Origin of the sequence: Thioalkalivibrio sp. XN279, from assembly GCF_011089885.1 — a bacterium.
Taxonomy (GTDB): domain Bacteria; phylum Pseudomonadota; class Gammaproteobacteria; order Steroidobacterales; family XN24; genus XN24.
Genome location: NZ_JAANBD010000027.1, coordinates 77,582 through 101,917, shown reverse-complemented (window position 1 = coordinate 101,917; position 24,336 = coordinate 77,582). Strand labels below are relative to the sequence as shown.

Annotated in this window: 24 protein-coding genes and 1 tRNA gene; 15 read left to right on the top strand and 10 right to left on the bottom strand. The window is 70.1% G+C overall.

All coding sequences use genetic code 11. The features are described 5' to 3' along the window. Positions 1–7: 7 nt before the first annotated feature. The 5 genes from G8346_RS07435 to G8346_RS07415 are packed head-to-tail and all read right to left on the bottom strand — an operon-like array spanning position 8 to position 6,000. The gene (locus G8346_RS07435; RefSeq protein ID WP_166049786.1) at positions 8–940 is read right to left on the bottom strand and encodes a MoxR family ATPase; all 933 of its coding nucleotides are present in this window, start codon (positions 938–940) and stop codon (positions 8–10) included. A gap of 10 nt (positions 941–950) precedes the next feature. Next, positions 951–3,716, bottom strand: a complete 2,766-nt coding sequence (locus G8346_RS07430) for a valine--tRNA ligase (RefSeq protein WP_166049783.1) — start codon at positions 3,714–3,716, stop codon at positions 951–953. An 18-nt stretch (positions 3,717–3,734) separates the two neighbouring features. Next, complete coding sequence (locus tag G8346_RS07425; protein ID WP_166049781.1) at positions 3,735–4,037, bottom strand: hypothetical protein; 303 nt, start codon at positions 4,035–4,037, stop codon at positions 3,735–3,737. Further along, positions 4,034–4,483 carry a DNA polymerase III subunit chi gene (locus G8346_RS07420; protein WP_166049779.1) on the bottom strand — a complete coding sequence of 150 codons (450 nt, stop codon included), beginning with the start codon at positions 4,481–4,483 and terminating at the stop codon, positions 4,034–4,036. The genes G8346_RS07425 and G8346_RS07420 overlap by 4 nt, the downstream gene beginning before the upstream one ends. Before the next feature lie 20 nt (positions 4,484–4,503). Beyond that, the gene (locus tag G8346_RS07415) at positions 4,504–6,000 is read right to left on the bottom strand and encodes a leucyl aminopeptidase (protein WP_166050603.1); all 1,497 of its coding nucleotides are present in this window, start codon (positions 5,998–6,000) and stop codon (positions 4,504–4,506) included. A 107-nt stretch (positions 6,001–6,107) separates the two neighbouring features. Here G8346_RS07415 and lptF point away from each other — a divergent pair, with 107 nt between their 5' ends. Next, the gene (lptF, locus tag G8346_RS07410; protein WP_166049777.1) at positions 6,108–7,202 is read left to right on the top strand and encodes an LPS export ABC transporter permease LptF; all 1,095 of its coding nucleotides are present in this window, start codon (positions 6,108–6,110) and stop codon (positions 7,200–7,202) included. Further along, entirely contained in the window at positions 7,199–8,263 is a 1,065-nt protein-coding gene (gene lptG / locus G8346_RS07405; protein ID WP_166049775.1) for an LPS export ABC transporter permease LptG, read from the top strand. The genes lptF and lptG overlap by 4 nt, the downstream gene beginning before the upstream one ends. A gap of 23 nt (positions 8,264–8,286) precedes the next feature. On the opposite strand, the gene G8346_RS07400 is transcribed toward lptG, so the two are convergent. From G8346_RS07400 to G8346_RS07390, 3 genes are all read right to left on the bottom strand, one after another. Further along, entirely contained in the window at positions 8,287–8,709 is a 423-nt protein-coding gene (locus G8346_RS07400) for an RDD family protein (RefSeq protein ID WP_166049773.1), read from the bottom strand. Then, the gene (locus G8346_RS07395; RefSeq protein ID WP_166049771.1) at positions 8,699–9,370 is read right to left on the bottom strand and encodes an NAD(P)H-binding protein; all 672 of its coding nucleotides are present in this window, start codon (positions 9,368–9,370) and stop codon (positions 8,699–8,701) included. The genes G8346_RS07400 and G8346_RS07395 overlap by 11 nt, the downstream gene beginning before the upstream one ends. Positions 9,371–9,406: 36 nt before the next feature. Further along, positions 9,407–9,481, bottom strand: a tRNA-Glu gene (locus G8346_RS07390). Positions 9,482–9,639: 158 nt separating this feature from the next. Between G8346_RS07390 and pcnB the strand changes: the two genes are divergently transcribed. From pcnB to panD, 6 genes are all read left to right on the top strand, one after another. Then, positions 9,640–11,013 (top strand): polynucleotide adenylyltransferase PcnB, encoded by a 1,374-nt coding sequence (gene pcnB / locus G8346_RS07385; RefSeq protein ID WP_166049769.1) that lies wholly within the window; start codon positions 9,640–9,642, stop codon positions 11,011–11,013. A gap of 20 nt (positions 11,014–11,033) precedes the next feature. Next, positions 11,034–11,516 (top strand): 2-amino-4-hydroxy-6-hydroxymethyldihydropteridine diphosphokinase, encoded by a 483-nt coding sequence (gene folK / locus G8346_RS07380; RefSeq protein WP_166049768.1) that lies wholly within the window; start codon positions 11,034–11,036, stop codon positions 11,514–11,516. Beyond that, positions 11,516–12,169: a deoxynucleoside kinase gene (locus G8346_RS07375; protein ID WP_166049765.1), complete on the top strand. Its 654-nt coding sequence runs from the start codon at positions 11,516–11,518 to the stop codon at positions 12,167–12,169. Before folK ends, G8346_RS07375 begins: the two co-directional genes overlap by 1 nt. 66 nt (positions 12,170–12,235) lie before the next feature. After that, positions 12,236–13,072 carry a 3-methyl-2-oxobutanoate hydroxymethyltransferase gene (gene panB / locus G8346_RS07370; protein WP_370520559.1) on the top strand — a complete coding sequence of 279 codons (837 nt, stop codon included), beginning with the start codon at positions 12,236–12,238 and terminating at the stop codon, positions 13,070–13,072. Positions 13,073–13,077: 5 nt separating this feature from the next. Continuing rightward, the gene (gene panC, locus G8346_RS07365; RefSeq protein ID WP_166050599.1) at positions 13,078–13,929 is read left to right on the top strand and encodes a pantoate--beta-alanine ligase; all 852 of its coding nucleotides are present in this window, start codon (positions 13,078–13,080) and stop codon (positions 13,927–13,929) included. Between the two features lie 30 nt (positions 13,930–13,959). Next, the gene (gene panD / locus G8346_RS07360; protein WP_166049763.1) at positions 13,960–14,340 is read left to right on the top strand and encodes an aspartate 1-decarboxylase; all 381 of its coding nucleotides are present in this window, start codon (positions 13,960–13,962) and stop codon (positions 14,338–14,340) included. A 7-nt stretch (positions 14,341–14,347) separates the two neighbouring features. Here the strand turns inward: panD and G8346_RS07355 are convergent, their stop codons facing one another. Both G8346_RS07355 and queG read right to left on the bottom strand, forming a co-directional pair. After that, positions 14,348–15,298: a diguanylate cyclase gene (locus G8346_RS07355; RefSeq protein ID WP_166049761.1), complete on the bottom strand. Its 951-nt coding sequence runs from the start codon at positions 15,296–15,298 to the stop codon at positions 14,348–14,350. 66 nt (positions 15,299–15,364) lie between these two features. Further along, positions 15,365–16,417 (bottom strand): tRNA epoxyqueuosine(34) reductase QueG, encoded by a 1,053-nt coding sequence (gene queG, locus G8346_RS07350; protein ID WP_240901364.1) that lies wholly within the window; start codon positions 16,415–16,417, stop codon positions 15,365–15,367. A gap of 22 nt (positions 16,418–16,439) precedes the next feature. On the opposite strand from queG, the gene G8346_RS07345 reads away from it, so the two are divergent. From G8346_RS07345 to hflX, 7 genes are all read left to right on the top strand, one after another. Then, positions 16,440–17,942 carry an NAD(P)H-hydrate dehydratase gene (locus G8346_RS07345; protein ID WP_166049756.1) on the top strand — a complete coding sequence of 501 codons (1,503 nt, stop codon included), beginning with the start codon at positions 16,440–16,442 and terminating at the stop codon, positions 17,940–17,942. Then, positions 17,920–18,426: a tRNA (adenosine(37)-N6)-threonylcarbamoyltransferase complex ATPase subunit type 1 TsaE gene (gene tsaE / locus G8346_RS07340; protein WP_370520558.1), complete on the top strand. Its 507-nt coding sequence runs from the start codon at positions 17,920–17,922 to the stop codon at positions 18,424–18,426. Before G8346_RS07345 ends, tsaE begins: the two co-directional genes overlap by 23 nt. Before the next feature lie 121 nt (positions 18,427–18,547). After that, positions 18,548–19,834, top strand: coding sequence for an N-acetylmuramoyl-L-alanine amidase (locus G8346_RS07335; protein WP_240901363.1), 1,287 nt, complete (start codon positions 18,548–18,550; stop codon positions 19,832–19,834). 59 nt (positions 19,835–19,893) lie between these two features. Further along, a complete protein-coding gene (mutL, locus tag G8346_RS07330) occupies positions 19,894–21,681 on the top strand; it encodes a DNA mismatch repair endonuclease MutL (RefSeq protein ID WP_166049750.1) in 1,788 nt (595 codons plus the stop codon). Between the two features lie 35 nt (positions 21,682–21,716). Then, on the top strand, positions 21,717–22,634 hold the full coding sequence (gene miaA / locus G8346_RS07325; RefSeq protein ID WP_166050597.1) for a tRNA (adenosine(37)-N6)-dimethylallyltransferase MiaA: 918 nt from the start codon (positions 21,717–21,719) through the stop codon (positions 22,632–22,634). A gap of 100 nt (positions 22,635–22,734) precedes the next feature. Further along, positions 22,735–22,986 (top strand): RNA chaperone Hfq, encoded by a 252-nt coding sequence (gene hfq / locus G8346_RS07320; RefSeq protein WP_166049748.1) that lies wholly within the window; start codon positions 22,735–22,737, stop codon positions 22,984–22,986. Positions 22,987–23,007: 21 nt separating this feature from the next. After that, positions 23,008–24,336, top strand: coding sequence for a ribosome rescue GTPase HflX (gene hflX, locus G8346_RS07315; protein WP_166049746.1), 1,329 nt, complete (start codon positions 23,008–23,010; stop codon positions 24,334–24,336).

The window sequence follows — 24,336 nt, the reverse complement described above, 5'->3', positions numbered from 1 at the left end:
CGCTGTCTCAGGGGATGGGGACGGCTGCGACAAGGCGTTCCCCGGGATCGTCGCCCGTCGATTCGCCCTCGGTGCGCAAGCGATGGCCGACCACGGCCGGGGTGACGGCCTGGACGTCTTCCGGGATGACGGCGTGGCGGCCGTCGAGCAGCGCCCAGGCGCGGGCGGCGCGCAACAGGGCGATGGCGGCGCGCGGCGAGAGCCCGGCGCCGTAGCCCGGATGCTCGCGACTCCACGCCACCAGCGCCTGCACGTAGTCGAGCAGCGCTTCCGAGGCGTGCACGCGCGACACTTCTTCGCGCAGCCGCAGCAGCGCCGCCGGCGCTGCCGCGGCCGGCAGGCGGCGCAGCAAGGCACGACGGTCTTCGCCGCGAAGCAACTCCCTTTCCAGCGCCCGCTCGGGATAGCCAAGGCGAATGCGCATGAGGAAACGATCCAGCTGCGACTCCGGCAAGGGAAAGGTGCCCACCTGTTCCGCGGGGTTCTGCGTGGCGACGACGAAGAAGGGTTCCGGCAGGGGGTGGCTGACGCCGTCCACCGTGACCTGGCGTTCCTCCATGGCTTCGAGCAGTGCGCTCTGTGCCTTCGGCGTGGCGCGGTTGACCTCGTCGGCCAGCACCAGTTGTGCGAACACCGGGCCCGGATGGAAGCTGAAACGGCCGCTGTCGCGCTGGTAGACGGAGACGCCGACGATGTCCGCGGGGAGCAGGTCGCTGGTGAACTGGATGCGGTGACAGGACAGGCCCAGGGCATGCGCCAGGCCGTGCGCGAGGGTGGTCTTGCCTACGCCGGGCACGTCCTCGATCAAAAGGTGGCCCCCCGCCAGCAGGCAGGAGATGCACAGCCGCAACTGGTTTTCCTTGCCCAGGATGACACCTTCGAGCAGTTGCAGTGCCTGGCGCAGTTGCTCGAGGTCCGCGGCGGCCTGCTCGCCGGGCATGGCACGTGACTCAGGCGAGCGCACGGACGCGCTCCAGCTGCTGCTCGATCTTGCTGATGGCGCTGCCCAGCTCCTCGGCCCGCTGGCGCTCCTTTTCCACCACCGCCGCCGGGGCGTTGTCGACGAAGGACGGCTTGTCGAGCTTGGCGCGGGTCTTGGCGAGGTCGCTGTCGAGCCTGGCGCGCTGTTTTTCCAGCCGCGCGATCTCGGCCGCGGCATCGATCAGCCCGGCCATGGGCACCAGCAGCCGCATCTCGCCCAGCAGCACCGCGGCGGCCGGGGGCGGCGGCTCGTCGTCCCCGAGCGGTCGCACGGACTCCAGCCGCGCCAGGCCGGTGAGCAGGCTGCGATGGGCGGCGAGCCAGGCCAGGTCGCGTGGGCTCGCGTCCTGCAGCAGGACCGGCAGCGGCTTGCCCGGGGCGATGTTCATCTCGCCGCGCACCTGGCGCAGGCCGAGCACGAAGCCCTGCAGCCATGCCATCTCCGCCTCGGCGGACTCGTCGCGCGGGTAGTCCGCGGCGTCGGGATAGGGCTGCAGCATGATGGTGTCGCCGGTGACACCGGCCAGCGGCGCGGCGCGCTGCCACAGTTCCTCAGTGATGAAGGGCATGAGCGGGTGCAGCAAGCGCAGCAACGCCTCCAGCACCTCGACCAGCGTGCGCCGCGTGCCGCGCTTGCGGGCCGGGTCGGCCGCATCGTCGTTGAGCACCGGCTTCACCAGCTCCAAGTACCAGTCGCAGAACTCGTGCCAGGTGAAGTCGTAGATCGCCTGCGCGGCAAGGTCCAGGCGGTAGCCGTCGAAGGCCTCGAGCGCGGCATGCGCCGCTGCGCCGAGGCGGGAGCGGATCCAGCGATCGGCGATGCCCAGCTCGATGTCGCCGTCCGTGCCGCAGTCCTGGCCCTCGGTGTTCATGAGCACGAAACGCGAGGCGTTCCAGAGCTTGTTGCAGAAGTTGCGATAGCCCTCGACCCGTCCCAGGTCGAGGCGCACGTCACGGCCGGTGGTCGCGAGCGAGGCGAAGGTGAAGCGCAGCGCGTCGGTGCCGAAGGCGGGGATGCCGTCGGGGAATTCCTTGCGCGTGGCTTTTTCGATGCGGGCCTGGAGCTGCGGCTGCATCATGCCGGTTGTGCGCTTCGCCACCAGCGTCTCCAGGTCGACGCCATCGATGAGGTCCAGCGGGTCCAGCACGTTGCCCTTGGACTTCGACATCTTCTGGCCTTCGCCGTCGCGTACCAGGCCGTGGATGTAGACCTCGCGGAAGGGCACGTCGCCCATGAACTTCAGGCCCATCATGATCATCCGGGCGACCCAGAAGAAGATGATGTCGAAGCCGGTCACGAGCACTGAGCCCGGGTACCAGGTCGCCAGGGCCGGCGTCTTGTCGGGCCAGCCGAGCGTGCTGAATGGCCACAGCGCGGAGGAGAACCAGGTGTCGAGGACGTCCTCGTCCTGCGCCAGCGGTACGTCTGCGCCCAGGCCGCTGCGGTGCCGCGCGTCGGCCTCGTCCAGGCCCACGTGCACGCCGCCGTCCGGGTCGTACCACGCCGGGATGCGATGTCCCCACCACAGCTGGCGGCTGATGCACCAGTCCTGGATGTTGCGCATCCACTCGAAGTAGGTCTTGGACCAGTTTTCCGGCACGAAGCGCACGCGGCCGTCTTCCACCGCCTCGATGGCAGGCTCGGCCAGGGGCGCGATCTTCACGTACCACTGGTCCGTCAGGTAGGGCTCCAGCACCGCGCCGCTGCGGTCGCCGCGCGGCACGAACATGCGATGGTCCTGCGTGCGCTCCAGCAGGCCCAGGGCGTCGAGGTCGGCGACGATGCGCTCGCGCGCGGCAAAGCGGTCGAGCCCGCGATAGGCCGCCGGCACGCTGTCGTTGAGCGAGGCGTCGTCGTCGAGCACGTTGATCGTCGCGAGCCCGTGGCGGCGCCCGATCTCGTAGTCGTTGAAGTCATGCGCCGGCGTGATCTTGACGCAGCCGCTGCCGAACTCGGGATCGACATAGTCGTCGGCGATGATCGGGATGCGGCGGCCGGTCAGGGGGAGCTCGATCTCGCGTCCCACCAGCGCCGCGTAACGTTCGTCGTCCGGGTGCACGGCGACGGCGGTGTCGCCCAGCATGGTCTCAGGGCGCGTGGTCGCCACCACGAGGTGGCCGCTGCCGTCGGCCAGCGGATAGCGGAAATGCCACAGCTTGCCCTGTTCGTCTTCACTCACCACCTCGAGGTCGGACAACGCCGTGTGCAGCACCGGGTCCCAGTTGACCAGCCGCTTGCCGCGGTAGATCAGGCCCTCCTCGTACAGGCTGACGAACTCGTGCGTGACCGCCCGGGACAGCTCCGCATCCATGGTGAACTTGTGCCGGCTCCAGTCTACGGAGGCGCCGAGCCGCTTGAGCTGGCGCTCGATGGTGTCGCCGGACTCCTGCTTCCATTGCCACACCCGCGCCACGAAGCGCTCGCGGCCCAGTTCGCGCCGGTGCAGGCCCTCGGCATTCAGCTGCCGTTCCACCACCATCTGCGTGGCGATGCCGGCGTGGTCGGTGCCCGGCTGCCACAGGGTGTTGCGCCCGCGCATGCGCTGCAGGCGGGTGAGCGCATCCATGATGGTGTCCTGGAAGGCATGACCCATGTGCAGCGTGCCGGTGACATTCGGCGGCGGCAGCATGATGCAGTACGGCTCGCCCTCGCCGGAGGGTGCAAAACAGCCGCGCCGCTCCCAGTCGGCGTAGATGCGGGCCTCGATGTCCTCGGGGTTATAGGTCTTCTGCATGAGGAGTTGAATCCGGGTTCAGGAACGCAGGTGATTGCGCAGGGCGCGCTCGACGATGTCGGGCAGTTCGTCGCGCAGCCGCGAGGACACCTGCTCGAACAGGGCGGCCTCGACCTCGCGCACCGCCGAGTGCAGCAGGTCTACCACCACTTCCCAGGCCACCGCCACGAGTTCTGCCTTTAGCGCCGCGAGCTCGTGGTCCGACAACTGCCCGGGCGCCGGCACCGCCACGGCGCGCAGCACCGGGGGCGCGGAAGCAGCTTCGGCCGCCGCCTTTTGGCGCAGCACGGGGCGTGGGTCGGAAGGCTTGTCTTCGCTCATGTGCGCGGTACGCCGATCTGGTGATATTCCAGGGTGTAGCCCCGGTCACGGTAGAAGCGGAAGCGCTCGCGTGCCGCCGCCTTGTCGTCCTCGCCCGCGACGATCTCGGCCACGCGCTCGAAGCGGCTGAAGAACAGCGGCACCTCGCGGTCCAGGTTGACCAGCAGGTCGGCATCGAAGCCCGGCTCCGCGCCCGACCCGATGCGCACCGGTGTGGCTGCCGCCAGGGTGTCGTCGAGCGCGCCGGACTCCAGCGCATGCGGCACGAAGCTGCCGTCGCGGAACGTCCACAACAGCTGGTCGACGCGCTGCGCCTCCTGCGCAGAGGCCGCATGCAGGTAGATCTTGTGCTTCAGGCGCCAGGCTTTCTCGACCAGCCGGCAGGCGAAACGCTCCCGTGCCTGGTCGGCCGTATCCTCGAGGACGTAGAAGTCGACGCGCGTCATCCCGCTCGGGTGCGCGGCCGTCAGGCCACGCCCGCCCGGCTCATCAGGAACTGCGACAGCAGCGGCACCGGGCGGCCGGTGGCGCCCTTGGCCTGGCCGGTCTTCCATGCGGTGCCGGCGATGTCCAGGTGGGCCCAGCTGAGATCGCGGGTGAAGCGGTTGAGGAAGCACGCCGCCGTGACCGCGCCGGCGTCGCGCCCGGCGACGTTGGCAAAGTCGGCGAAGTTGCTCTTCAGCTGCTCGTCGTAATCCGGGCCGATGGGCAGGTGCCAGGCACGGTCCTCGGCATCGATCCCGGCGCGAAGCAACTCGTTGGCGAGCATGTCGTCGCTGCTCATGAGGCCGCTGAGGTGGTGGCCGAGCGCGATCACGCAGGCGCCGGTAAGGGTGGCGATGTCGATCACGGCGGAGGGCTTGTAGCGGCGCGAATAGGTGAGGGCGTCGCACAGGATGAGCCGGCCCTCGGCGTCCGTGTTCAGAATCTCCACGGTCTGGCCGGACATGGTCTTGACGATGTCGCCGGGACGGCTGGCCAGGCCGTCGGGCATGTTCTCCGCCGCGGGCACCAGGCCGACCACGTTGATCGGCAGGTTCAGTCGCGCCACGGTGGCCATGGTGCCGATGACGCTGGCGCCGCCGCACATGTCGAACTTCATCTCGTCCATGGCCGGGGCGGGCTTAATCGAGATGCCGCCGGTGTCGAAAGTGATGGCCTTGCCGACCAGTGCCACCGGCGCCTTCTGCTTCGGGCCGCCGCGCCATTCCAGCACGATCAGCTTGGGCGGCTGGCGGCTGCCCTGGGCTACGGAGAGCAGGGCGTTCATGCCCAGCTTCTTCATCTGCGCCTGCTCCACCACGGAGATTTTCAGGCCCTGGTGCGCGGCGGCCAGTTTCTTCGCTGCTGCGGCGAGATAGGTCGGGGTGCAGACGTTGCCGGGCAGGTTGCCGAGACGCCGCGCGAGGGACTGTCCCTCGGCGACGGCCTGGCCGTGCTTGAAGCCTGTGCTGGCGGCGGACTGCGACTTGCGGTCGGCGACCCACATGGCCAGCTTGCCGAACACGGGCGGCGGCGTGTCCAGGCTGGACTTCAGTTCGTCGAAGCGATACGCCGCTTCTTCCGCGGCCTCGGCGGCATGTCGCGCCAGGGTGTAGGTGTCGGCATCCGCGACGGTTTCACTGGAAAGGAAGCTGAACGCTTCCTTCGCGCCGGTACCGAGCAGGGCCTTCACCGCCGCCCCATGCGCCTTGCGCCAGCCCTTGAGGTCGAGCTTGCCGGCTTCGCCCAGGCCGACCAGCAGCAGGCGCTTCGCGCTCGCGCCGGCGGGCTTGTGCACCAGCAGCGTGGCGCCGGCCTGGCCGCGGAAGTCACCGGACTTGACCAGGCCGCTGACCAGCTTGTCGGACACCGCGTCGATTTCCATGGCGGCCGCGGAGAGCCTGCCGTCCTTGTACACGCCGACGATGGCGCAATCGGTCCTGACGGTCGCCGCCGAGCCGGTCTTCGCCGTGAAATCCATCATTCGCTCTCCTCAGGTTCTGCCGCCGGGAGCGGCGTGACGCGCCTTGGACGCGGTAAGATGCGGAAGTTTAATGGATTAGGGGGCAGGCCGAAACTGCGCGCGCCGTGTCAGGGATCATCAATCGCTACATACTGCGTGAGACCGTGCGCAACTTCCTCGGCGTCACGGTCGTGCTCATGCTGATCCTGCTCGGCGACCAGTTCGCCCGCGGGCTGGCGCGAGCCGCCGCCGACCGTATCCCCCGCGAAACCGTGCTGCAGCTCATGGGGCTGACCACCGTCGAGTATCTCAGCCTGCTCGTGCCGGCCGCTTTTTTCTTCGCCGTGATGCTCGCCCTGGGCCGCCTGTACCGCGACAGCGAGATGGCGGCGCTGAATGCCTGCGGCATCGGCGCCGTCCAGATCCTGCGGCCGCTGCTCTGGGGTGCCGCGCTGGCGGCCAGCGTGCTGGCCTGGCTCAGCTTCGATGTTGCGCCTTGGGCTGCGGCCAAGGCGCAGGACATCCGCCAGGAGGGCCAGCGCCAGGTCCAGCTCACCGCGTTGGAGCCGGGGCGCTTTCGCAGTGCGTCCGCCGGCAGGCTGGTGTTCTATGCGCGTGACCGGGACGCGGACGGGCAACTGACGGGCATTTTCATCCAGCAGCGCGTGGAGGAGACTGTCGAGGTGGTGACGGCGGCGCGTGCCGAGCAGCGCCTGTCACTCGAGCGCGACGAGAACTTCCTCGTGCTCTACGACGGCGTCCGGTACTCGGGGCGGCCGGGCAGCGCCGAGTTCCGCACCGCGCGTTTCGAGGAACACGGCATTCCCCTGCCGGTGCCCCGACGCAGCGACCCGACACGCAAGCGCGAGCAGATGCCCACGCTCAGCCTGCTCGGCACCGGGGCGCCCGAGGACCATGCCGAATTGCACTGGCGCCTGTCGGCGCCGGTGTCCCTGCTCATCCTCACCCTGCTCGCCGTACCCCTGGGTCGCGCGCCGCCGCGCTCGGGCCGCTACGGCAGGCTGGGTTTCGCCGTCCTCGTGTTCATCATCTACAGCAACGCGCTGGGCGTCGGCCGCATGCTGCTGGAGACCGGTCGCGTGCCCGTCTGGCTCGGCCTGTGGTGGGTCCATGTGGCGATCGGCGGCGTCGCCCTGCTGATGCTTTACCTGCAGGACGGCGGGGCCTGGCGGCTGCGCGCACGGCGGCGGGCGGCATGAACATCCTCGACCGCTATATGGCGTTGGCGGCGGGCCGGGCCACGCTGCTCGTGCTCGTCGTGTTGCTCGCGCTGATCGGCTTCATCGGCCTGACCGGCGAGCTGCAGGACGTGGGCAAGGGCACTTTCCAGGCGGTGGACGCCTTCGTCGTCGTCATCGCACACCTGCCGCGCAATGCTTTCGACGTGTTCCCCATCGCCGCCTTGCTGGGCGGGATGATGGGCCTCGGCGCGCTGGCCAAGCACAGCGAGCTGGTGGCGCTGCGTGCCGCCGGGGTCGGGCTGCGCCGCCTGGCCTATTCCATGCTCCTGGCCGGCGCCGTATTCGCCGGCGCGGCCGGCGCGGTCGGGGAGCTGGTGATGCCCGGCGCGGAGCGTTTTGCCGACGCCTACTCGGACGAGCTGAAGCGCGACCGCGACAGCCTCTCCGGCCTGTCTGGCAGCTGGCTGCGCGATGGCGAGCGCATCTTCAACATCCTCCAGCTGGAGAGCCTGGAGCGGCTCGGCGGCGTCTATGTCTATCGCTTTGACGAGGGCGGCCGCCTCGAGTCGGTTGCGCTCGCCCGCCGCGCCCAGGTCGGCGCTGATCGCCAGTGGACGCTGGAAGATGTCGCGGTGACGCGCATCGGGGCGACCATCCTGACCGAGCAGCTGGACACGCTGGTGCTCGAGACCGGCATCGATCCCGGCGTGATGTCGGTCTCCGTCATCGACACCAACAGCATGAGCATACCGATGTTGCGCGAGTACATCCGTTATCTCGAGGCCAACGACCTGCAGGCGGGCCGCTACGAGATGGCGCTGTGGCAGCGCGTCGCCAACGTGGCCGCGGTGCCCGCCATGCTGTTGCTGGCGCTGCCCTTCGTGTTCGGCCCGTTGCGCTCAGGCGGAAACAGCGCGCGCTTTGTCGTCGGCTTCCTGGTCGGTATCGTCTACATCCTGGGCAAGGGCGCGCTGGCCGACGGCGCGCAGGTGTATGGGGCGCCGATCTGGCTGACGGCGTGGTTGCCGGTGGCGGCAATCTTCCTGGCCGCGATGTTCGGCCTGTCACGGGTGCGCTGAACCTGCCCTGGCGCCGGGCGGCGCTAGTCAGTACGCAGGACCAGGCGCGTGCCCGACAGCCGGTCATGCCAGGCGAGACGGTCCCGGTCCACCAGGACCCACAGGAAACCCAGCCCGGCGGGCAACCAAGACAGGATGGCTGCGGCAAAGCGGAGCAGGGCGCGCCCCCATCCCGGGGGGCGCCCGTTCGGACCCTCGATCCGCAGCTTCCAGGCGCGCAGGCCCAGCGTCTCGCCGCGGGTCCAGAAGCCGGCATAGAACACTGCGCAGACCGCCAGCAGGTAGGCGCGGAAGGCCCAGTCGCCGGGCGGCGCGGCGGCGCGATGCAGGGCGACCCAGGTGGCGCCTGCGACCATGAGCAGCGCACACAGCACCAGTCCGTCGTAGAGCATGGCCATGAGCCGGCGCGGCAGGCCCGGGGGCGCTTGCGACAGCTCAGCGTTCATGGGCGAGCGTCTCCATTGCGGCCGCGTCGAAGCGGCGCGTGCCGGGCGCAGGGTCCTGCCCGGCAGCGTCCAGGGCGCGCGCGACGATCTCGACCGGCACGCTGCGATAGCGTGCCAGCGGGCCCAGCAAGATGCGGTCGGCCAGGGGCGCGACGACCTGGCCGACGCGCTCGCCGAGACGGAACTCGCGCCGCGCGCCGCGCAGGAGGCCCGGCTGCATGATGGCGAGGCTGGGGAAAGCCAGGGCCGCGACGCGCGCCTCCGCCTCGCCCTTGGTACGCAGGTAGAAATTGCGTGCCCTCGGGTCGGCGCCGGCCGCAGAGACGAGGCCGAAGAAGCTTGCGCCGGCGGCGTGCGCCGCAGCGGCGAACGCGGCCACGCCGTGCAGGTCCACGGCGCGGAAGGCGGCCCTGCTGCCGGCCTGCCTCATGGTGGTGCCCAGGCAGCAAAAAGCCGCATCGGCCTGCAGGCCCGCCAGGGCCTGCGCCTGGTTGTCCAGCTCGGCATGCACCCAGCGCAAGCGGGCGTGCCGCAACGGCGCCGGACTGCGCGCGACCACTACGACCTGGGCAAGACCGGGGCGTTCGAGCAGGCGTGCCAGCAGGCGACTGCCGACGGCGCCGGTGGCGCCTGCGAGAAGGGCAACTGGGGCATGGCTCATGGCGTTGCGACCTCGGGCGGATCTGCCGCGGGAAGGTGGCGCTCCGTAGGGGATTCGAACCCCTGTTACCGGCGTGAGAGGCCAGCGTCCTAACCACTAGACGAACGGAGCGTCGGGCCGCCTTGCGCACCGGGAGGTGCAGCGAGCGGCGCATTGTAACGGCACCGCCCGCCCGACTCAATGGGCCGGCGCCGGGGCTGCGCCTTGGTGGTAAACTTGCGGGCTTGGTTCATACAGGCGGACACGGATTGGCCAGCGCGGCGACAGGCATGGGCACGCCCCCTCGGGTGATACCCCGGCCGGAACACAACATCTCCAGGTCGAATATCTCGCGCAACGCGCTGAAGGTGATGTATCGCCTGCGCGAGGCCGGATACCAGGCGTTCCTCGTCGGCGGCGGGGTGCGCGACCTGCTGCTCGGGCGCGAGCCGAAGGACTTCGACATCGCCACCGACGCCCACCCGGAGGACGTGCGGCGGCTGTTCCGTAACTGCCGCCTCATCGGTCGGCGCTTTCGGCTCGCCCACGTCTACTTCGGTCGCGACATCGTCGAGGTCGCGACCTTCCGTGCCTCCGGCGACGAGGGCGAAGCGGGGGCGGACGAGGCGCTGGTGGTGCTGGACGATGAAGGCCGCATCCTGCGCGACAATCGCTACGGCAGCATCGACGACGACATCTGGCGCCGTGATTTCACGGCCAATGCGCTGTACTACAACATCGAAGACTTCTCGATCTGGGACTACGCCGGCGGCGTGGACGACATCCGGGCCGGCGTGCTGCGCCTCATCGGCGACCCCGAAGCGCGCTACCGCGAAGATCCCGTGCGACTGCTGCGCGCGGTGCGTTTCGCCGCGAAGCTTGGTTTTCGCGTCGATCCGGAGAGCGAACGGCCGCTGCGCGAACTTGCGGGGCTGCTCGATTCGGTGCCGCCCGCGCGGCTGTTTGAGGAAGTGCTGAAACTGTTCCTGGGTGGGCATGGCGTAGCCTCCTATGAGCTGTTGCGGCACTACGGCCATTTCGCCCAGCTGTTCCCGGCCACGGACCGGCTGCTCGACAGCGAGGAAGGCGACCCGTATCGCGCCCTGCTGCTTGCAGCGCTGAAGAACACCGACCAGCGGGTGGCGGAAGACGAGCCGGTCACGCCGGTCTTTCTGTTCGCCGTGCTGCTCTGGGGACCGGTGCGACTGCGCGCCGCCGCGCTCGAGGCAGCGGGCGAGCCACCCATACAGGCGATGTTGCTCGCCGCGGACGAGGTCGCGGACGGCCAGCAGGGCCGCGTGGCCGTGCCGCGCCGGATCACCACGCCCATGAAGGAGCTGATGGTGATGCAACTGCGGCTGCAGCGGACCCGCGGCCGCCGGGTGCTCGGCATGCTGGGGCAGGGACGTTTCCGCGCCGCTTACGATTTCCTCTGCCTGCGCGCGCAGGTGGGCGACGCGGACCCGGCGCTGGCCGAATTCTGGACCGGGCTGCAGGCGATGGACGAGAACGCCCGTGTCGCCGCGGTGGATTCCGCTGCCCGGCGCGAGGCCGGCGCCACCCCGACGGCCGAGCCGGCCGACGATGGAGCTGAGCCCGCCTCCAGGCCGCGTCGACGCCGCCGGCGGCCGCGCAAGCGCAAGCCCACGGGCGGCGCCGGCTGACCATGCCCCCTGCCGGTTTCATGCCTGCCTACGTCGGCCTGGGCAGCAATCTGGACGACCCTGCGGCGCAGCTGGCCATGGCCCTGGAGGCACTCGCGGCACTGCCGGATACACGGCTGGTCGCGTTGTCCGGCCGCTATCACAACCCGCCCATGGGGCCGCAGGACCAGCCCGATTACCTGAACGCCGTGGCGGGGCTGCTGACGCGCCTGCCGGCGGAGGCGCTGCTGGCAGCGCTGCAGGGCATCGAGGATGCACAGGGGCGCCGCCGCGAGGGTCCACGCTGGGGGCCGCGCACCGTGGACCTGGACCTGCTCGCGTACGGCAACACGCGGATCGAATCCGATGCGCTCACCCTGCCGCACCCCGGGATCTGCAGCCGTCCCTTCGTGCTGGTGCCGCTGGCCGAGGTGGCGCCGGGCCTGCATCTCCCGGACGGGCAGAGCGTGGCCGCACTGGCGGCGGCGGCAGACGCCACGGGCCTGCGCCGGGAGGAGCCCTGATGCCGCGGCAACTGCGCTACCTGGCCATCGAGGGCCCCATCGGTGTCGGCAAGACTTCGCTGGCGCGCCGCCTGGCCGAGACGCTGCAGTTCGACCTGGTGCTCGAGCAGGCGGAGGAGAACCCTTTTCTCGAGCGCTTTTATCGCGATCCCGCGGCGAACGCCCTGCCGACGCAGCTGCATTTCCTGTTCCAGCGCGCGCGCCAGGCACAGGAGATGCGCCAGGCCGACCTGTTTGCGGGCGGGCGCGTGGCCGATTTCCTGCTCGAGAAGGACCGCATCTTCGCGCGGCTGACGTTGCCCGACGAGGAATACCGTCTCTACGAGCAGGTGTACCAGGGGCTGGCCCTGGATGCGCCGACGCCCGATCTCGTGGTCTACCTGCAGGCGCCGGTGGAGGTGCTGGTGGACCGCGTGCAGCGCCGCGGCATCGCCTATGAGCAGCAGGTCCGCCCGGATTACCTGCGCCGGCTGTCGGAGGCCTACATGGATTTCTTCCATCGCTACGATGCCGGGCCGCTGCTGATCGTGAACGCCGCGACCATCGACCCGGTGCGGCGCGAGGCGGACTACCAGGACCTGCTGCAGCGGATCCGCGCCATGGAAGGGGGTCGCCAGTACTACAACCCGACGCCCTTCGGCGTCGCCGGCTGAGCGCCGATTGATGTTGACGGACGAATTGTCCATGCTGGCCGGCGAGCGAACGAGGGGGGTCGCGCCATGACCATGTACAGCCACCTGCAGGACCGCGCGCGCGCCGAGAAACCGGTGACGCTCGACACCCTGCGGCACATGAAAGCGGAAGGCGAGAAAATCGCCTGTCTCACCGCCTACGACGCCAGCTTCGCCGCTGCGGTGGACGCCGCAGGCACCGACCTCGTGCTGGTGGGCGATTCGCTCGGGATGGTCGTGCAGGGTCACGACACGACGGTCCCGGTGACCATGGACGACATGGTCTACCACACCCGTTGCGTGACGCGCGGACTGCGGCGCGGCTTCCTGGTGGCGGACATGCCTTTCGGCAGTTACAGCCTGCCGGAGCCTGCCTTTGCCAACGCCGTGCGGCTGATGCAGGAGGGCGGCGCCGCCATGGTCAAGCTGGAGGGTGGCGAACTGCAGGTCCGCACGGTCGAGTTCCTCGCCTCGCGCGACATCCCCGTGTGCGCCCACATCGGCCTGACGCCGCAGTCGATCCACAAGCTCGGCGGCTTCAAGGTGCAGGGGAGAGAGCAGGCGGCGGCCGAGCAGATGGTGAAGGATGCGCATGCGCTGCAGGAAGCGGGCGCGGACATCGTGCTGCTGGAGTGCGTGCCCTCCGTGCTGGGCCAGGCCATCGCTGCGGCGTTGCGCGTCCCGGTCATCGGCATCGGGGCGGGTCCGGCCGTAGACGGCCAGATCCTGGTGCTCTACGACATTCTCTCCGTGACGCCCGGCAGGAAGCCGCGTTTCGCCAGGGATTTCCTTGCCGGCGCGGACGGGCTGCAGGACGCGCTGGCACGTTACGTCGCCGCGGTGAAGGACGGCAGCTACCCGGCGCCGGAGCACTGCTTCTCGTGAGCGGCCTGCCGGTCGTCAGCGACGGGTGCGGCCTGCGGGCCACGCTGGCGGACTGGCGGCGCGCCGGCGCGCGGGTTGCATTCGTCCCGACCATGGGCAACCTGCACCAGGGACACCTCGACCTGGTGCATGCGGCGGCAGCAGCAGCGGATCGGGTCGTGGTCAGCATCTTCGTCAATCCGCTGCAGTTCGGTCCGGGCGAAGATTTCGCCGCCTATCCGCGCACCCTGGAGGACGACCTGGCCCGGCTGGAAGGCTCGGCTTGCAGCCTGGTGTTCGCGCCCCCCGAGGCGGTGATGTATCCCTCAGGCCGCACGGGCACGACGCGCGTGGAAGTGCCGGGGCTGGCGGACCTTCTTTGCGGCGCCAGCCGGCCGGGGCATTTCGCCGGGGTGACGACGGTGGTGGCGAAGCTGTTCAACCTGGTGCAGCCGGACCTGGCCGCATTCGGGCAGAAGGATTACCAGCAGCTGACCATCGTGCGTCGCATGGTGGCGGACCTGGACTTTCCCGTGGAGATCCTCGGCGTCCCCACGCGGCGCGAGGCCGACGGGCTCGCCATGAGCTCCCGCAACCGCTACCTCGGCGCCGCGGAGCGCCGCGTGGCACCCGCCCTGCACGGCGCCCTGCAGGCCGCGGCCGACGCGCTGCGGCGGGGAGAACGAGACTTTGTTGCATTACAGCAGGCCGGCATGGACAATATTCGGTCAGCCGGAATGTCCCCGGAGTACTTCGAGGTGCGCCGGCAGGATGATCTCGGGACGCCGAACGGCAACGACAGGAACCTCGTCGTGCTGGCGGCGTCCAAGCTGGGGCGGGCACGGTTGATCGACAACCTGCTCGTCGACCTGGATTAGATCCGGTCCCTGCGTGGGAAGGAGGAACCGATGCAGCTGACTTTGCTCAAGGCCAAGCTACACCGGGCCTGCGTGACTCACGCAGAGCTCGACTACGAGGGTTCGTGCGCCATCGACTCGGACCTGCTCGAGCTCGCCGGGATCATGGAGTACGAGCAGATCCAGATCTACAACGTCACGGGCGGCGAGCGCTTCACCACCTACGCCATCCGCGCCGAGGCCGGTTCGCGCGTCATCTCGGTGAACGGGGCCGCCGCGCACAAGGCACGGCCGGGCGACCGGGTGATCATCTGCGCCTACGGCGGCATGAGCGAGCAGGAAGCGCGCCTGCACAAGCCGAAGCTGGTCTACCTCGACGAGGACAACCGCGTCACGCGCACCGGCGACACCATCCCCGTCCAGGCCGCCTGAGCCCCTGCTAGATCGCGATCTGGTTCCTGCCGCCGATCTTGGCGCGGTACAGGGCGTCGTCCGCGCGCGCGATGAGGTGCTCGAGCGTATCCCCGGGCTCGGCCTCCGCGACCCCCGCCGACAGCGTCACCTTGGGGGCGCCGGGATCCTCGTCGGTCGCCTTGAGAACAGACCAGCGCGCGCGCTCGGCACAGGTCCGCGCTGCTTCCTTGTCCGCGCCCGGCAGCAGGATGCAGAACTCGTCGCCGCCGAACCGCGCCACCATGTCGCCGGGGCGGAAATGGTTGCGCAGCGTCTCGGCCACCAGCCGCAAGGCGCGGTCGCCGGCCACGTGCCCGAAGCGATCATTGAATTTCTTGAACTGGTCGACGTCGATCATCACCATCGCGGTCGGCGTCTCGTCCTTCAGGCAGCGCTCCAGCCGGCGCCGGAACATGTTCTCCAGCCAGTGGCGGTTGTGCAGGTCCGTCAGTGCGTCCGTCACGGCGTGCTTTTCGAACTCCCTGAGGATGCCCGCGTTCTCGAGGATGACCTGGTTGTCGGAGCGCACCCGCGAGGACAGGATCACCAGCAGGTTGCGGGCGAAGGCGTGCGACACGTTGATCATGCGCCAGAGGATGTCCTGCTCGATCACCATGAGGTGCGAGTCGCGCGCCGCCACCACCCAGGCGGAGGGATGTTTCTCCTCGATGATGGACATTTCCCCGGCGCACTGGCCCGGTTGCAGGACCGTCAGCGGCTCGCTTTCCAGCGTGCCCAGGCGGACCTCGAGCGCACCCGAGAGGATGACGAACACGCGCGAGTTGGTGGTGGAGGGCGCCAGCAGCACCTCGCCGGCGCGCACGTCGCGGCGACGGGTGCGCGCCAGGAAGGGGCCGACCGAGCGGATGTCCACGCCGTTGAACAACTGCAGGCCGGAAAGGAAGTGCCTGATGTCAGGCGCATCGACGAAGTCCAATCCCTTTGTCCTCCCGCCCGGGCGCTCGGGCTTTGCCCGCCATTCTGTGTGCAAAGCGGCGCGAACTCAACGCTCCCCTGCCGCGGCATGGCGCTCCAGGGCCCATGCCACGTGTTCGCGCAGCAGCGGCGAGGGATCGTGCCGGCGGCATTCCAGTGCCTGCCGCGCGGCGGCGTCGGGCGCCGCATTGCCCAGGGCCACGGCAATGTTCCGCAGCCAGCGCTGGTAGCCGATACGTCGGATCGCCGAACCCTCCATGCGCGCCAGGAACTCTTCCTCCGACCAGCCGAACAGCTCCGCCAGTACCGGCGCGTCGAGTCCGGCGCGGACCTTGAAGTCGGGCGAGGCGGCAGCCTGCGCATAGCGGTTCCAGGGGCAGACCAGCTGGCAGTCGTCGCAGCCGTAGATGCGGTTGCCCATCGCGGCGCGAAATTCCTCGGGGATGGCCCCGTCGTGCTCGATGGTGAGGTAAGAGATACAGCGGCGCGCATCCAGCTCGTAGGGCGCGACGATGGCCGCGGTCGGGCAGGCGTCGATGCAGGCGGTGCAGCTGCCGCAGTGGGCGCCGGGCGGTGCATCGGCCGGGAGCGGCAAGTCGGTGTAGATCTCGCCGAGAAAGAACCAGCTGCCGGCGTCGCGCGCGAGCAGGTTGGTGTGCTTGCCGATCCATCCCAGCCCGGCGTCGCGCGCCAGGGCTTTTTCCAGCACCGGGGCGCTGTCGGTGAACACGCGGTAGCCGAAGGGGCCGACCGCCGCAGTCATGCGGTCCGCGAGTTGTTGCAGCCGTTTGCGCAACACCTTGTGGTAGTCCCGGCCGAGGGCGTAACGCGAGACGTAGGCCAGGCCCGGGTCTGACAGCACCTGCTCCGGCGGCGTTGCGTCCGGCGGCAGGTAGTCCATGCGGACGGAGATCACGGTCACGGTGCCCGGCAGCAGCTCTGCCGGGCGGCTGCGGCGTGTGCCGTGGCGCGCCATCCACGCCATGCCGCCATGGCGCCCGAGCGCCAGCCAGCGCTTCAGCCAGGCCTCGTCGTCGGGCAGCGGCGCACGCGCGACGCCGACCGCGCCGAAGCCGAGCTCGCGGCCCCAGTCCTTGACCTGCCGGACCAGACTCTCCATGCGCGGCAGTATAATCCGGCGCATGTCAGCCATGCCCCGGGAACTGTGGACCGCCGCGCAGGTGCGCGAGCTCGATCGCCGTGCCATCGAGACGCATGGCATTGCGGGGCGGGAACTCATGGAACGCGCGGGCCGCGCGGCATTGGATGCGCTGCTGCAGCGCTGGCCGGCGGCACGGGATGTGGCTGTGCTGTGCGGTGGCGGCAACAACGCGGGGGACGGCTACGTGCTGGCGCGCCGCGCCATGCAATGCGGCCTGGCCGCACGGGTGGTCGGGTTGGCGGCGCCGGAGACGCTGCGGGGCGACGCCGCGGCGGCCTGCGCGGACTACCTGGCGGCTGGCGGCGTCATCGAGCCCTGGGCGGGTGACGGACCTCTGCCCGGCGACGGGCCGCTGGTGGACGGCCTGCTCGGCACCGGGCTCGACCGGACGCTGGAAGGTCGCTATGCGCAGGTCGTGGAGGCGGTGAACGCCGACGGGCGTCCGGTGCTGGCGCTGGATATCCCGACCGGCCTGCATGCGGACACCGGGCGCATACTCGGCGTGGCCGTGCGCGCGACGGTCACGGTCTGTTTCATCGGTCTCAAGCTGGGATTGTTCACCGGGCGCGGCCGCGCCTGCGCCGGCGAGGTGCTGTTTGCCGATCTCGACGTGCCGCAGCGACTCGAGGCGGGGCTGGAGCCAGCCGCGCGCCGGCTCGAACCCGCCTGCCTCGGCGAGTGGCTCAGGCCGCGGGAGCGCGACGCCCACAAGGGCCGGTTCGGCCACGTGCTGGTCGTCGGGGGCGACCATGGCATGGGCGGGGCCGCGCTGCTCGCCGGCCGCGCCGCGCTGCGCAGCGGCGCCGGCCTGGTCAGCGTGGCCACGCGGCCCGCTCACGCCGCAGCCATGTTCGCTGCCCAGCCCGAGCTGATGTGCCGGGGCGTGGAGGGACCGCGCGAGCTCGAACCGCTGCTGGAGCGTGCCACCGTGCTCGTCGCCGGGCCGGGCCTGGGTCGCTCGGGATGGGCGCAGGAGCTGCTGGCCGTCGCGCTGGACAGCGGCCTGCCCTGCATTCTCGACGCCGACGCACTGAACCTGCTCTCCGAGCATCCGCGCCGCATCTCCCGCGGGGTCCTGACGCCGCACCCCGGCGAGGCCGCGCGGCTGCTGGACAGCACTGCCGCCGAGGTCGAGGCCGACCGGCCCGCGGCGTTGCGTGCCCTGCAGTCGCGTTTCGGCGGCGTCGTGTTGCTGAAAGGCGCCGGTACGCTGGTGGCTGGTGCCGGACCCGTGCCCTGGCTGTGCGGCGCCGGCAATCCCGGCATGGCGAGCGGCGGCATGGGCGATGTGCTCAGCGGGCTCATCGGCGGGCTCGCGGCGCAGCTCCAGGACCTGGAGCGCGCCGCCTGCGCCGGGGTCCTGGTGCATGCCCTGGCCGCCGATGACGCCGCCGCACACGGCGAGCGCGGACTCGCGGCCGGTGACCTGCTGCAACATGTCCGGCCCTGGGTCAACCCGCGTGCTGCGCATCCACCTGCCTGACGCCGCCGCCACCGAGGCGCTGGGGAGCCGGCTGGCGGCACGGCTGGCCGACGCCTGTCGGCAGGCGCCCCTGGTGGTGCACCTCGAGGGGCCGCTGGGGGCGGGGAAGACCACCCTGGTGCGCGGGCTGTTGCGCGGCCTCGGCCATACGGGACGGGTGCGCAGCCCGACGTTCACGTTACTTGAGCCTTATGAGCTCCCGCGTTGCGAGGTGGCTCACCTCGACCTGTACCGACTTGCCGACCCAGCGGAGCTGGACTACCTGGGGCTGCCGGACATGCTCCACCCCGGCGCCCTGGTGCTGGTGGAGTGGGCCGGGAAGGGTGGCGACCGGCTTCCGGGCGCAGATATAAGGGTCGCGCTCGAGTACGAAGGGGAGGGTCGTTGCGCTCGCTGCGAGGCAGGCTCATCCCGGGGAGAGCCCGTGCTCGCGGCCCTGGAGCCTGCTCCCGCTGCGCCGGTCCCGCCAAAGAATCACCCCTAAGTTTCCTTCGCAGCAGCCTGTTTCTAAAGAAAGTTATTGCCTTCGGCGCCCGGCTGTGGTTAAAGTTGGTTCCCGAAATCCAACCAAACTGTTGGAAATGTCGAGGAATATTCTAAAAGGCTTGCTGCTGGCGACGCTGTTCCTGGCCACGGTCGCAAGAGCCGAGGTGCTGGTGCAGGACGTGCGCCTGTGGGCGGGGCCGAACGCCACCCGCGTCGTCCTCGACCTGTCGGCCCCGGTCGGGCACAAGCTGTTCACCCTGGATCACCCTGCGCGCGTGGTCGTGGACCTGAAGCCGGCGCGCCTTGGCGCCGGGCTGGGCCAGATGCCCGGCGGCACCGGGCTGGTGCAGGCGGTGCGAGGCGCGAACAAGGCCGACGGCGAGGCGCGGATCGTGCTGGACCTCGCGTCGAGCGCGAAGCCGCGGAGCTTCCTCGTCCGGCCCGAAGGGCGTTACGGGCACCGGCTGATCATCGAGCTCGACAACCAGCAATCGCAGCTGCGGACGCCGGTCGTGCGTGCGAATGAAGGCGAGCGCGACCTGGTGATCGCCATCGACCCCGGCCACGGCGGCGAGGATCCGGGCGCCATCGGCCCGCGCGGAACCTATGAGAAAGACGTGGTGCTGGCGGTGTCACGCAAGCTCGCCGAGCGCATCAACCGTGAGCCCGGCATGCGCGCGGTGATGACGCGCGAGGGCGATTACTTCCTCAGCCTCCGGCAGCGCGTCGAACGGGCGCGCCTGCTCGGGGCCGACCTGTTCGTTTCGGTGCACGCCGACGCTTTCAAGAACCCGAAGGCCCACGGGTCGTCGGTGTACGTGCTCTCCAGCAAGGGCGCCACCGATGAGGCGGCGCGCTGGCTGGCTGCGCGTGAGAACGCGGCCGACCTCGTCGGCGGTGTCAGCCTGGACGACAAGGACGACCTGCTGGCCTCGGTGCTGCTCGACCTGTCGCAGAACGCGTCCATCGGCGCGAGCCTGGAGGTCGGCGAGTTCGTGCTCGAGCGTCTCGGCGCGGTGAACCGTCTGCACAAGGCTTCCGTGCAGCAGGCCGGCTTCGCCGTGCTCAAGGCACCGGACATCCCCTCGATCCTGGTGGAGACCGCGTTCATCTCCAACCATGACGAGGAGAAGCGCCTGCGCGACAAGCGCTACCAGGAGCAGCTCGCGGCCGCGCTGGTGAGCGGCATCCGCGAATACTTTTACCGCAATCCGCCGCCCGGCACCTGGGTCGCGCACAACCGTCAGCGCGCGCCGGGGCCGCGCGAGGTCGTGATCGCGCGTGGCGATACGCTGTCTGCGATCGCCACCCGCTACAACACCAGCGTGCCGGCGCTGCGACGCCACAACGGTTTGCGCGGGGACAACATCCGCGTCGGACAGGTGCTGACCATCCCCGGCGGGTAGCCGCCGCGCGCTCGGTGGGGACTGTCGCGCTGCGGGGTTTCCCGTATCCTAGTGGGCCCATGCCCATCCGCCAGCTTCCCCCCCAGTTGATCGACCAGATCGCCGCCGGCGAGGTGGTAGAGCGCCCGGCGTCCGTCATCAAGGAGCTGGTCGAGAACAGCCTCGACGCCGGCGCCGGGCGCGTGGAGCTTGAGATCGAGGGTGGCGGGCTGCGACGCTGCCTGGTGCGCGACGACGGCAACGGCATCCCGCGCGACGAGCTCGCGCTTGCCTTGTCGCGCCATGCCACCAGCAAGATCACCAGCCTCGAAGACCTCGAGCGTGTCGGTACGCTGGGCTTTCGCGGCGAGGCGCTGCCGAGCATCGCGTCGGTGTCGCGCCTGACCATGACGTCGCGGGCCGCGGGGGCGGAGGCCGCCTGGACGGTGGAAGTGGACGGGGGCAGCCTCGCGGCGCCTGCGCCCGCCGCGCACCCGAGCGGCACGACGATCGTGGTACGCGACCTGTTCTACAACACCCCGGCGCGGCGGCGTTTCATGCGTAGCGAGCGCACCGAGGCCGGCCACGTGGAGCGCGTCGCGCGCCGCCTGGCGCTGTCGCGTTTCGATGCCGGTTTCAGCCTGCGGCGCGACGGCCGGGCGCTCTTCGAGCTGCGCCCGGCGCCGGACGCTGCTGCGCGTGCGCGGCGCGTCGCCGAGCTGTGCGGGGAAACCTTCGCGGCGCACATGATGGAAGTCGAGTACGGCGCGGCAGGGCTGAGATTGTCCGGATGGCTCGGCCTGCCGACTTTTTCCCGCTCGCAGCCCGACCTGCAGTATTTCTTCGTCAACGGACGCATGATCCGCGACCGGCTGGTCACGCATGCGCTGCGCCAGGCCTACGCCGACGTCCTGTTCCACGGGCGTCACCCGGCTTACGTCCTGTACCTGGAAATGGATCCCGCGCTGGTCGACGTCAACGCGCACCCGACCAAGCACGAGGTGCGCTTTCGGGATGCGCGCAGCATGCATGGCTTCATTTACAAGGTGGTGGAAAGTGCCCTGGCGGGCACGCGCCCCGCGGCCGGGGTGGGCGCGCCGCCGCCGGCGACCCCCCGGTTCAGCGCCCCGGGCGCCGAGGCTTCCGGCTGGCAACGGCCGCACCAGGGCGCCATGCCGCTGGCGGTGCGCGATGCGCCGGAGCCGACGCAGCCGGACGCGGGCGCACATCCACGTGCCGCGACCGTGCCGGTTGCCGGCGCTGCCCCCGCGCCGCAAGACGACAGCCCGGCGCTCGGTTACGCCGTCGGCCAGCTCGGCGGGGTGTACATCCTGGCGCAGAACCGCGCCGGCCTAGTCGTGGTCGACATGCATGCGGCGCATGAGCGGGTGTTGTACGAGCGCCTCAAGAACGCCCTCTCCGGCGACGCGGCCGCGGGGCAGCCCCTGCTGGTGCCGCTGAGCGTGCGGGTGTCGCCCCAGGAGGCTGAGCTGGCGGAAGCCATGCAGGAAGCGCTGGCGGCCGTCGGGCTGGTCATCGACCGGCGCGGTCCCGACGTCGTCGTCGTCCGGCAGCTGCCGGCCCTGCTGGCCAATGCCGACGCCGAGTCGCTGCTGCGCGACCTGCTGTCGGACCTCGCGGAGCAGGGCAGCAGCCGGCGGGTCGAGGAGCGCATGAACGAGGTGCTCGCCACCATGGCCTGCCACGGCTCGGTGCGCGCCAATCGCCAGCTGACGCTGGCCGAGATGAACGCCCTGCTCAGGGACATGGAGCGGACCGAACGCGCCGACCAGTGCAACCACGGCCGCCCCACCTGGACCCAGCTCAGCATGGCGGAGCTCGACAAGCTGTTCCTGCGCGGGCGCTGAGGATCGACTTGGAGCTCGAGCCGGCCATCCTGCTCATGGGGCCTACGGCATCGGGCAAGACCGGGCTTGCCCTGGAGCTGGCACGCGCGCTGCCGGTGGAGATCGTGAGCGTCGATTCGGCGCTGGTCTACCGCGGTATGGATATCGGCACCGCCAAGCCTGCGGCGGCCTTGCGCGCCGAGATTCCCCATCACCTGGTCGATCTGCTCGACCCCGCAGAGGCTTATTCGGCGGGGCGCTTCCGCCGCGACGCGCTCGAGGCCATGCGTGACATTCGGGCCCGCGGGCGCGTGCCGCTGCTGGTCGGCGGCACCATGCTGTATTTCCGCGCGTTGCAGCGGGGCCTGGCGGAGTTGCCCCAGGCGGACCCGGTGGTGCGCGCCGAGCTCGACCGCGACGCTGCCGCTCGCGGCTGGCCGGCGCTGCATGCCGAGTTGCACCGGGTCGACCCGATGGCGGCGGCGCGCATCCAGCCCGCCGACGCGCAACGTATCCAGCGTGCGCTCGAGGTGTGGCGGCTGACCGGCCGGCCGCTCTCCGAGCTCCAGGCCGCCGGCGACTGCCCGCTGGAGGGCTGGCGACTGTTGAAACTCGGGCTCGCCCCGACCAGCCGGACTGCGCTGCACGAGGCCATCGCAGCGCGTTTCGCGGCAATGATGGCCGCCGGCTTCCTGCAGGAGGTGGAGCAGCTGCATGCACGCGGCGACCTGCACCCGGGTCTGCCCTCGATTCGTGCCGTCGGCTACCGCCAGCTTTGGGCGGCCGTGGCGGGCGAGAGCGAAGTGGATGACGCTGTGGCGGCCGCCGTCACGGCAACGCGCCGGCTGGCGAAGCGGCAGATGACCTGGTTACGGGCGGAGACGGGCCTGCACTGGCTGCAGGGGCCGGCGGAGGCGCTTGGGCTGGCCGCCGGGTGGGTCTCGCCCGGCAGCGGCGAGTCGGCACCGGTATGATAAGATTTCGCGCTGGGTGCACGGGCTCGGGCCTGTCCGTGCATCGCCGGCGGAGGGAACTCCCGGAATAATGACTGGCCCGCCACGGAGAGTTCATTCAATGGCCAGAGGACAGTCGCTGCAGGATCCATTCCTCAACGCCCTGCGCAGGGAAAAAGTGCCGGTTTCCATCTACCTGGTGAACGGCATCAAGCTGCAGGGGCAGATCGAGTCTTTCGACCAGTTCGTCGTGTTGCTCAGGAACAGCGTGAGCCAGATGGTCTACAAGCATGCCATCTCCACTGTCGTGCCCTCGCGCAACGTGCGCATCACCAGCGGCGACGACGAGCTGGACGAAGTCGCTGGCGACTAAGGCTTAGCGCGGGAGAATCGGTTGTTCGAACGTCCGGGGCACGGCGAGCGTGCCATCCTGGTACAGATCGGATTCGGCGGCCGTGCTTCCGCGGAGGAACTCGAGGAACTCGAGCGCCTGGCGGTTTCGGCCGGCGCCACCGTCGTGGCGCGGCTGACTGCCACGAGGGCCGCCCCGGATCCACGCTATTTCATCGGCTCCGGCAAGGCCGAGGAGCTGGCTGCGCTCATCCGCGAGACGGGTGCGGACCTGGTGCTGTTCAACCATGCCTTGTCGCCCAGCCAGGAGCGCAACCTGGAGAAGGCGCTGAGTTGCCGCGTGCTCGACCGCACCGGCCTGATTCTCGACATCTTCGCCCAGCGGGCGCGCAGTTTCGAAGGCAAGCTCCAGGTGGAGCTGGCGCAGCTGCGCCATCTGTCCACGCGCCTGGTGCGGGGCTGGACCCACCTGGAGCGGCAGAAGGGCGGCATCGGCCTGCGCGGGCCGGGCGAGACCCAGCTCGAGACCGACCGCCGCCTGCTCGCCAACCGCATCCGCATGCTCACCCGCCGCCTGGAGAAGGTGGACAAGCAGCGCGAGCAGGGGCGGCGCACGCGCGCCAAGGCCGAGGTGCCGACGATCGCGCTGGTGGGCTATACCAACGCCGGCAAGTCGACGCTGTTCAACCGCCTGACGGAGGCGGAGGTCTATGCGGCTGACAAGCTGTTCGCCACGCTGGATCCGACGCTGCGGGGCCTGCAGCTCGGGCCCGGTCTCGAACTCGTGCTGGCCGATACCGTGGGCTTTGTGCGCGACCTGCCGCACGAGCTGGTGGCGGCGTTCCGCTCCACGCTGAAAGAAACGCGGGACGCGGCCCTGCTGCTGCACGTGGTGGACAGTGCAGACCCGTTGCGCGACGAGCGCGTCGAGCACGTCAACCGGGTGCTGGCCGAAATCGGCGCCGAGGACCTGCCGCAATTACTGGTTTACAACAAGATCGACGAGGCGGGCGAGATCCCCGGCCTCACCCGCGACGAGGACGGACGCGTACGCTCGGTGCGCGTGTCGGCACGCACCGGCGCCGGCATCAACCTGCTGATCGAGACGCTGAGGGATTATTTCGGCGAGGGCCGGGTCAGCGGCACGGTCCATCTCGATGCATCGGAAGGCGGCATGCGGGCGAAACTCTATGGCGCGGAGATGGTGCGGAGGGAGACCGGGGACGAGGCCGGCGGGTGGGACATCGAGCTGGAGGCCCCGAAGGTGGCGCTGGAACGATTCTGCCGGGATACTGGTCTGAGTCGTAGCCGTATCCGGTCCCGTCCTTGTGAGGGCTCCGGCGCATCCCTACAATCGCGGACAGTGGCCTGA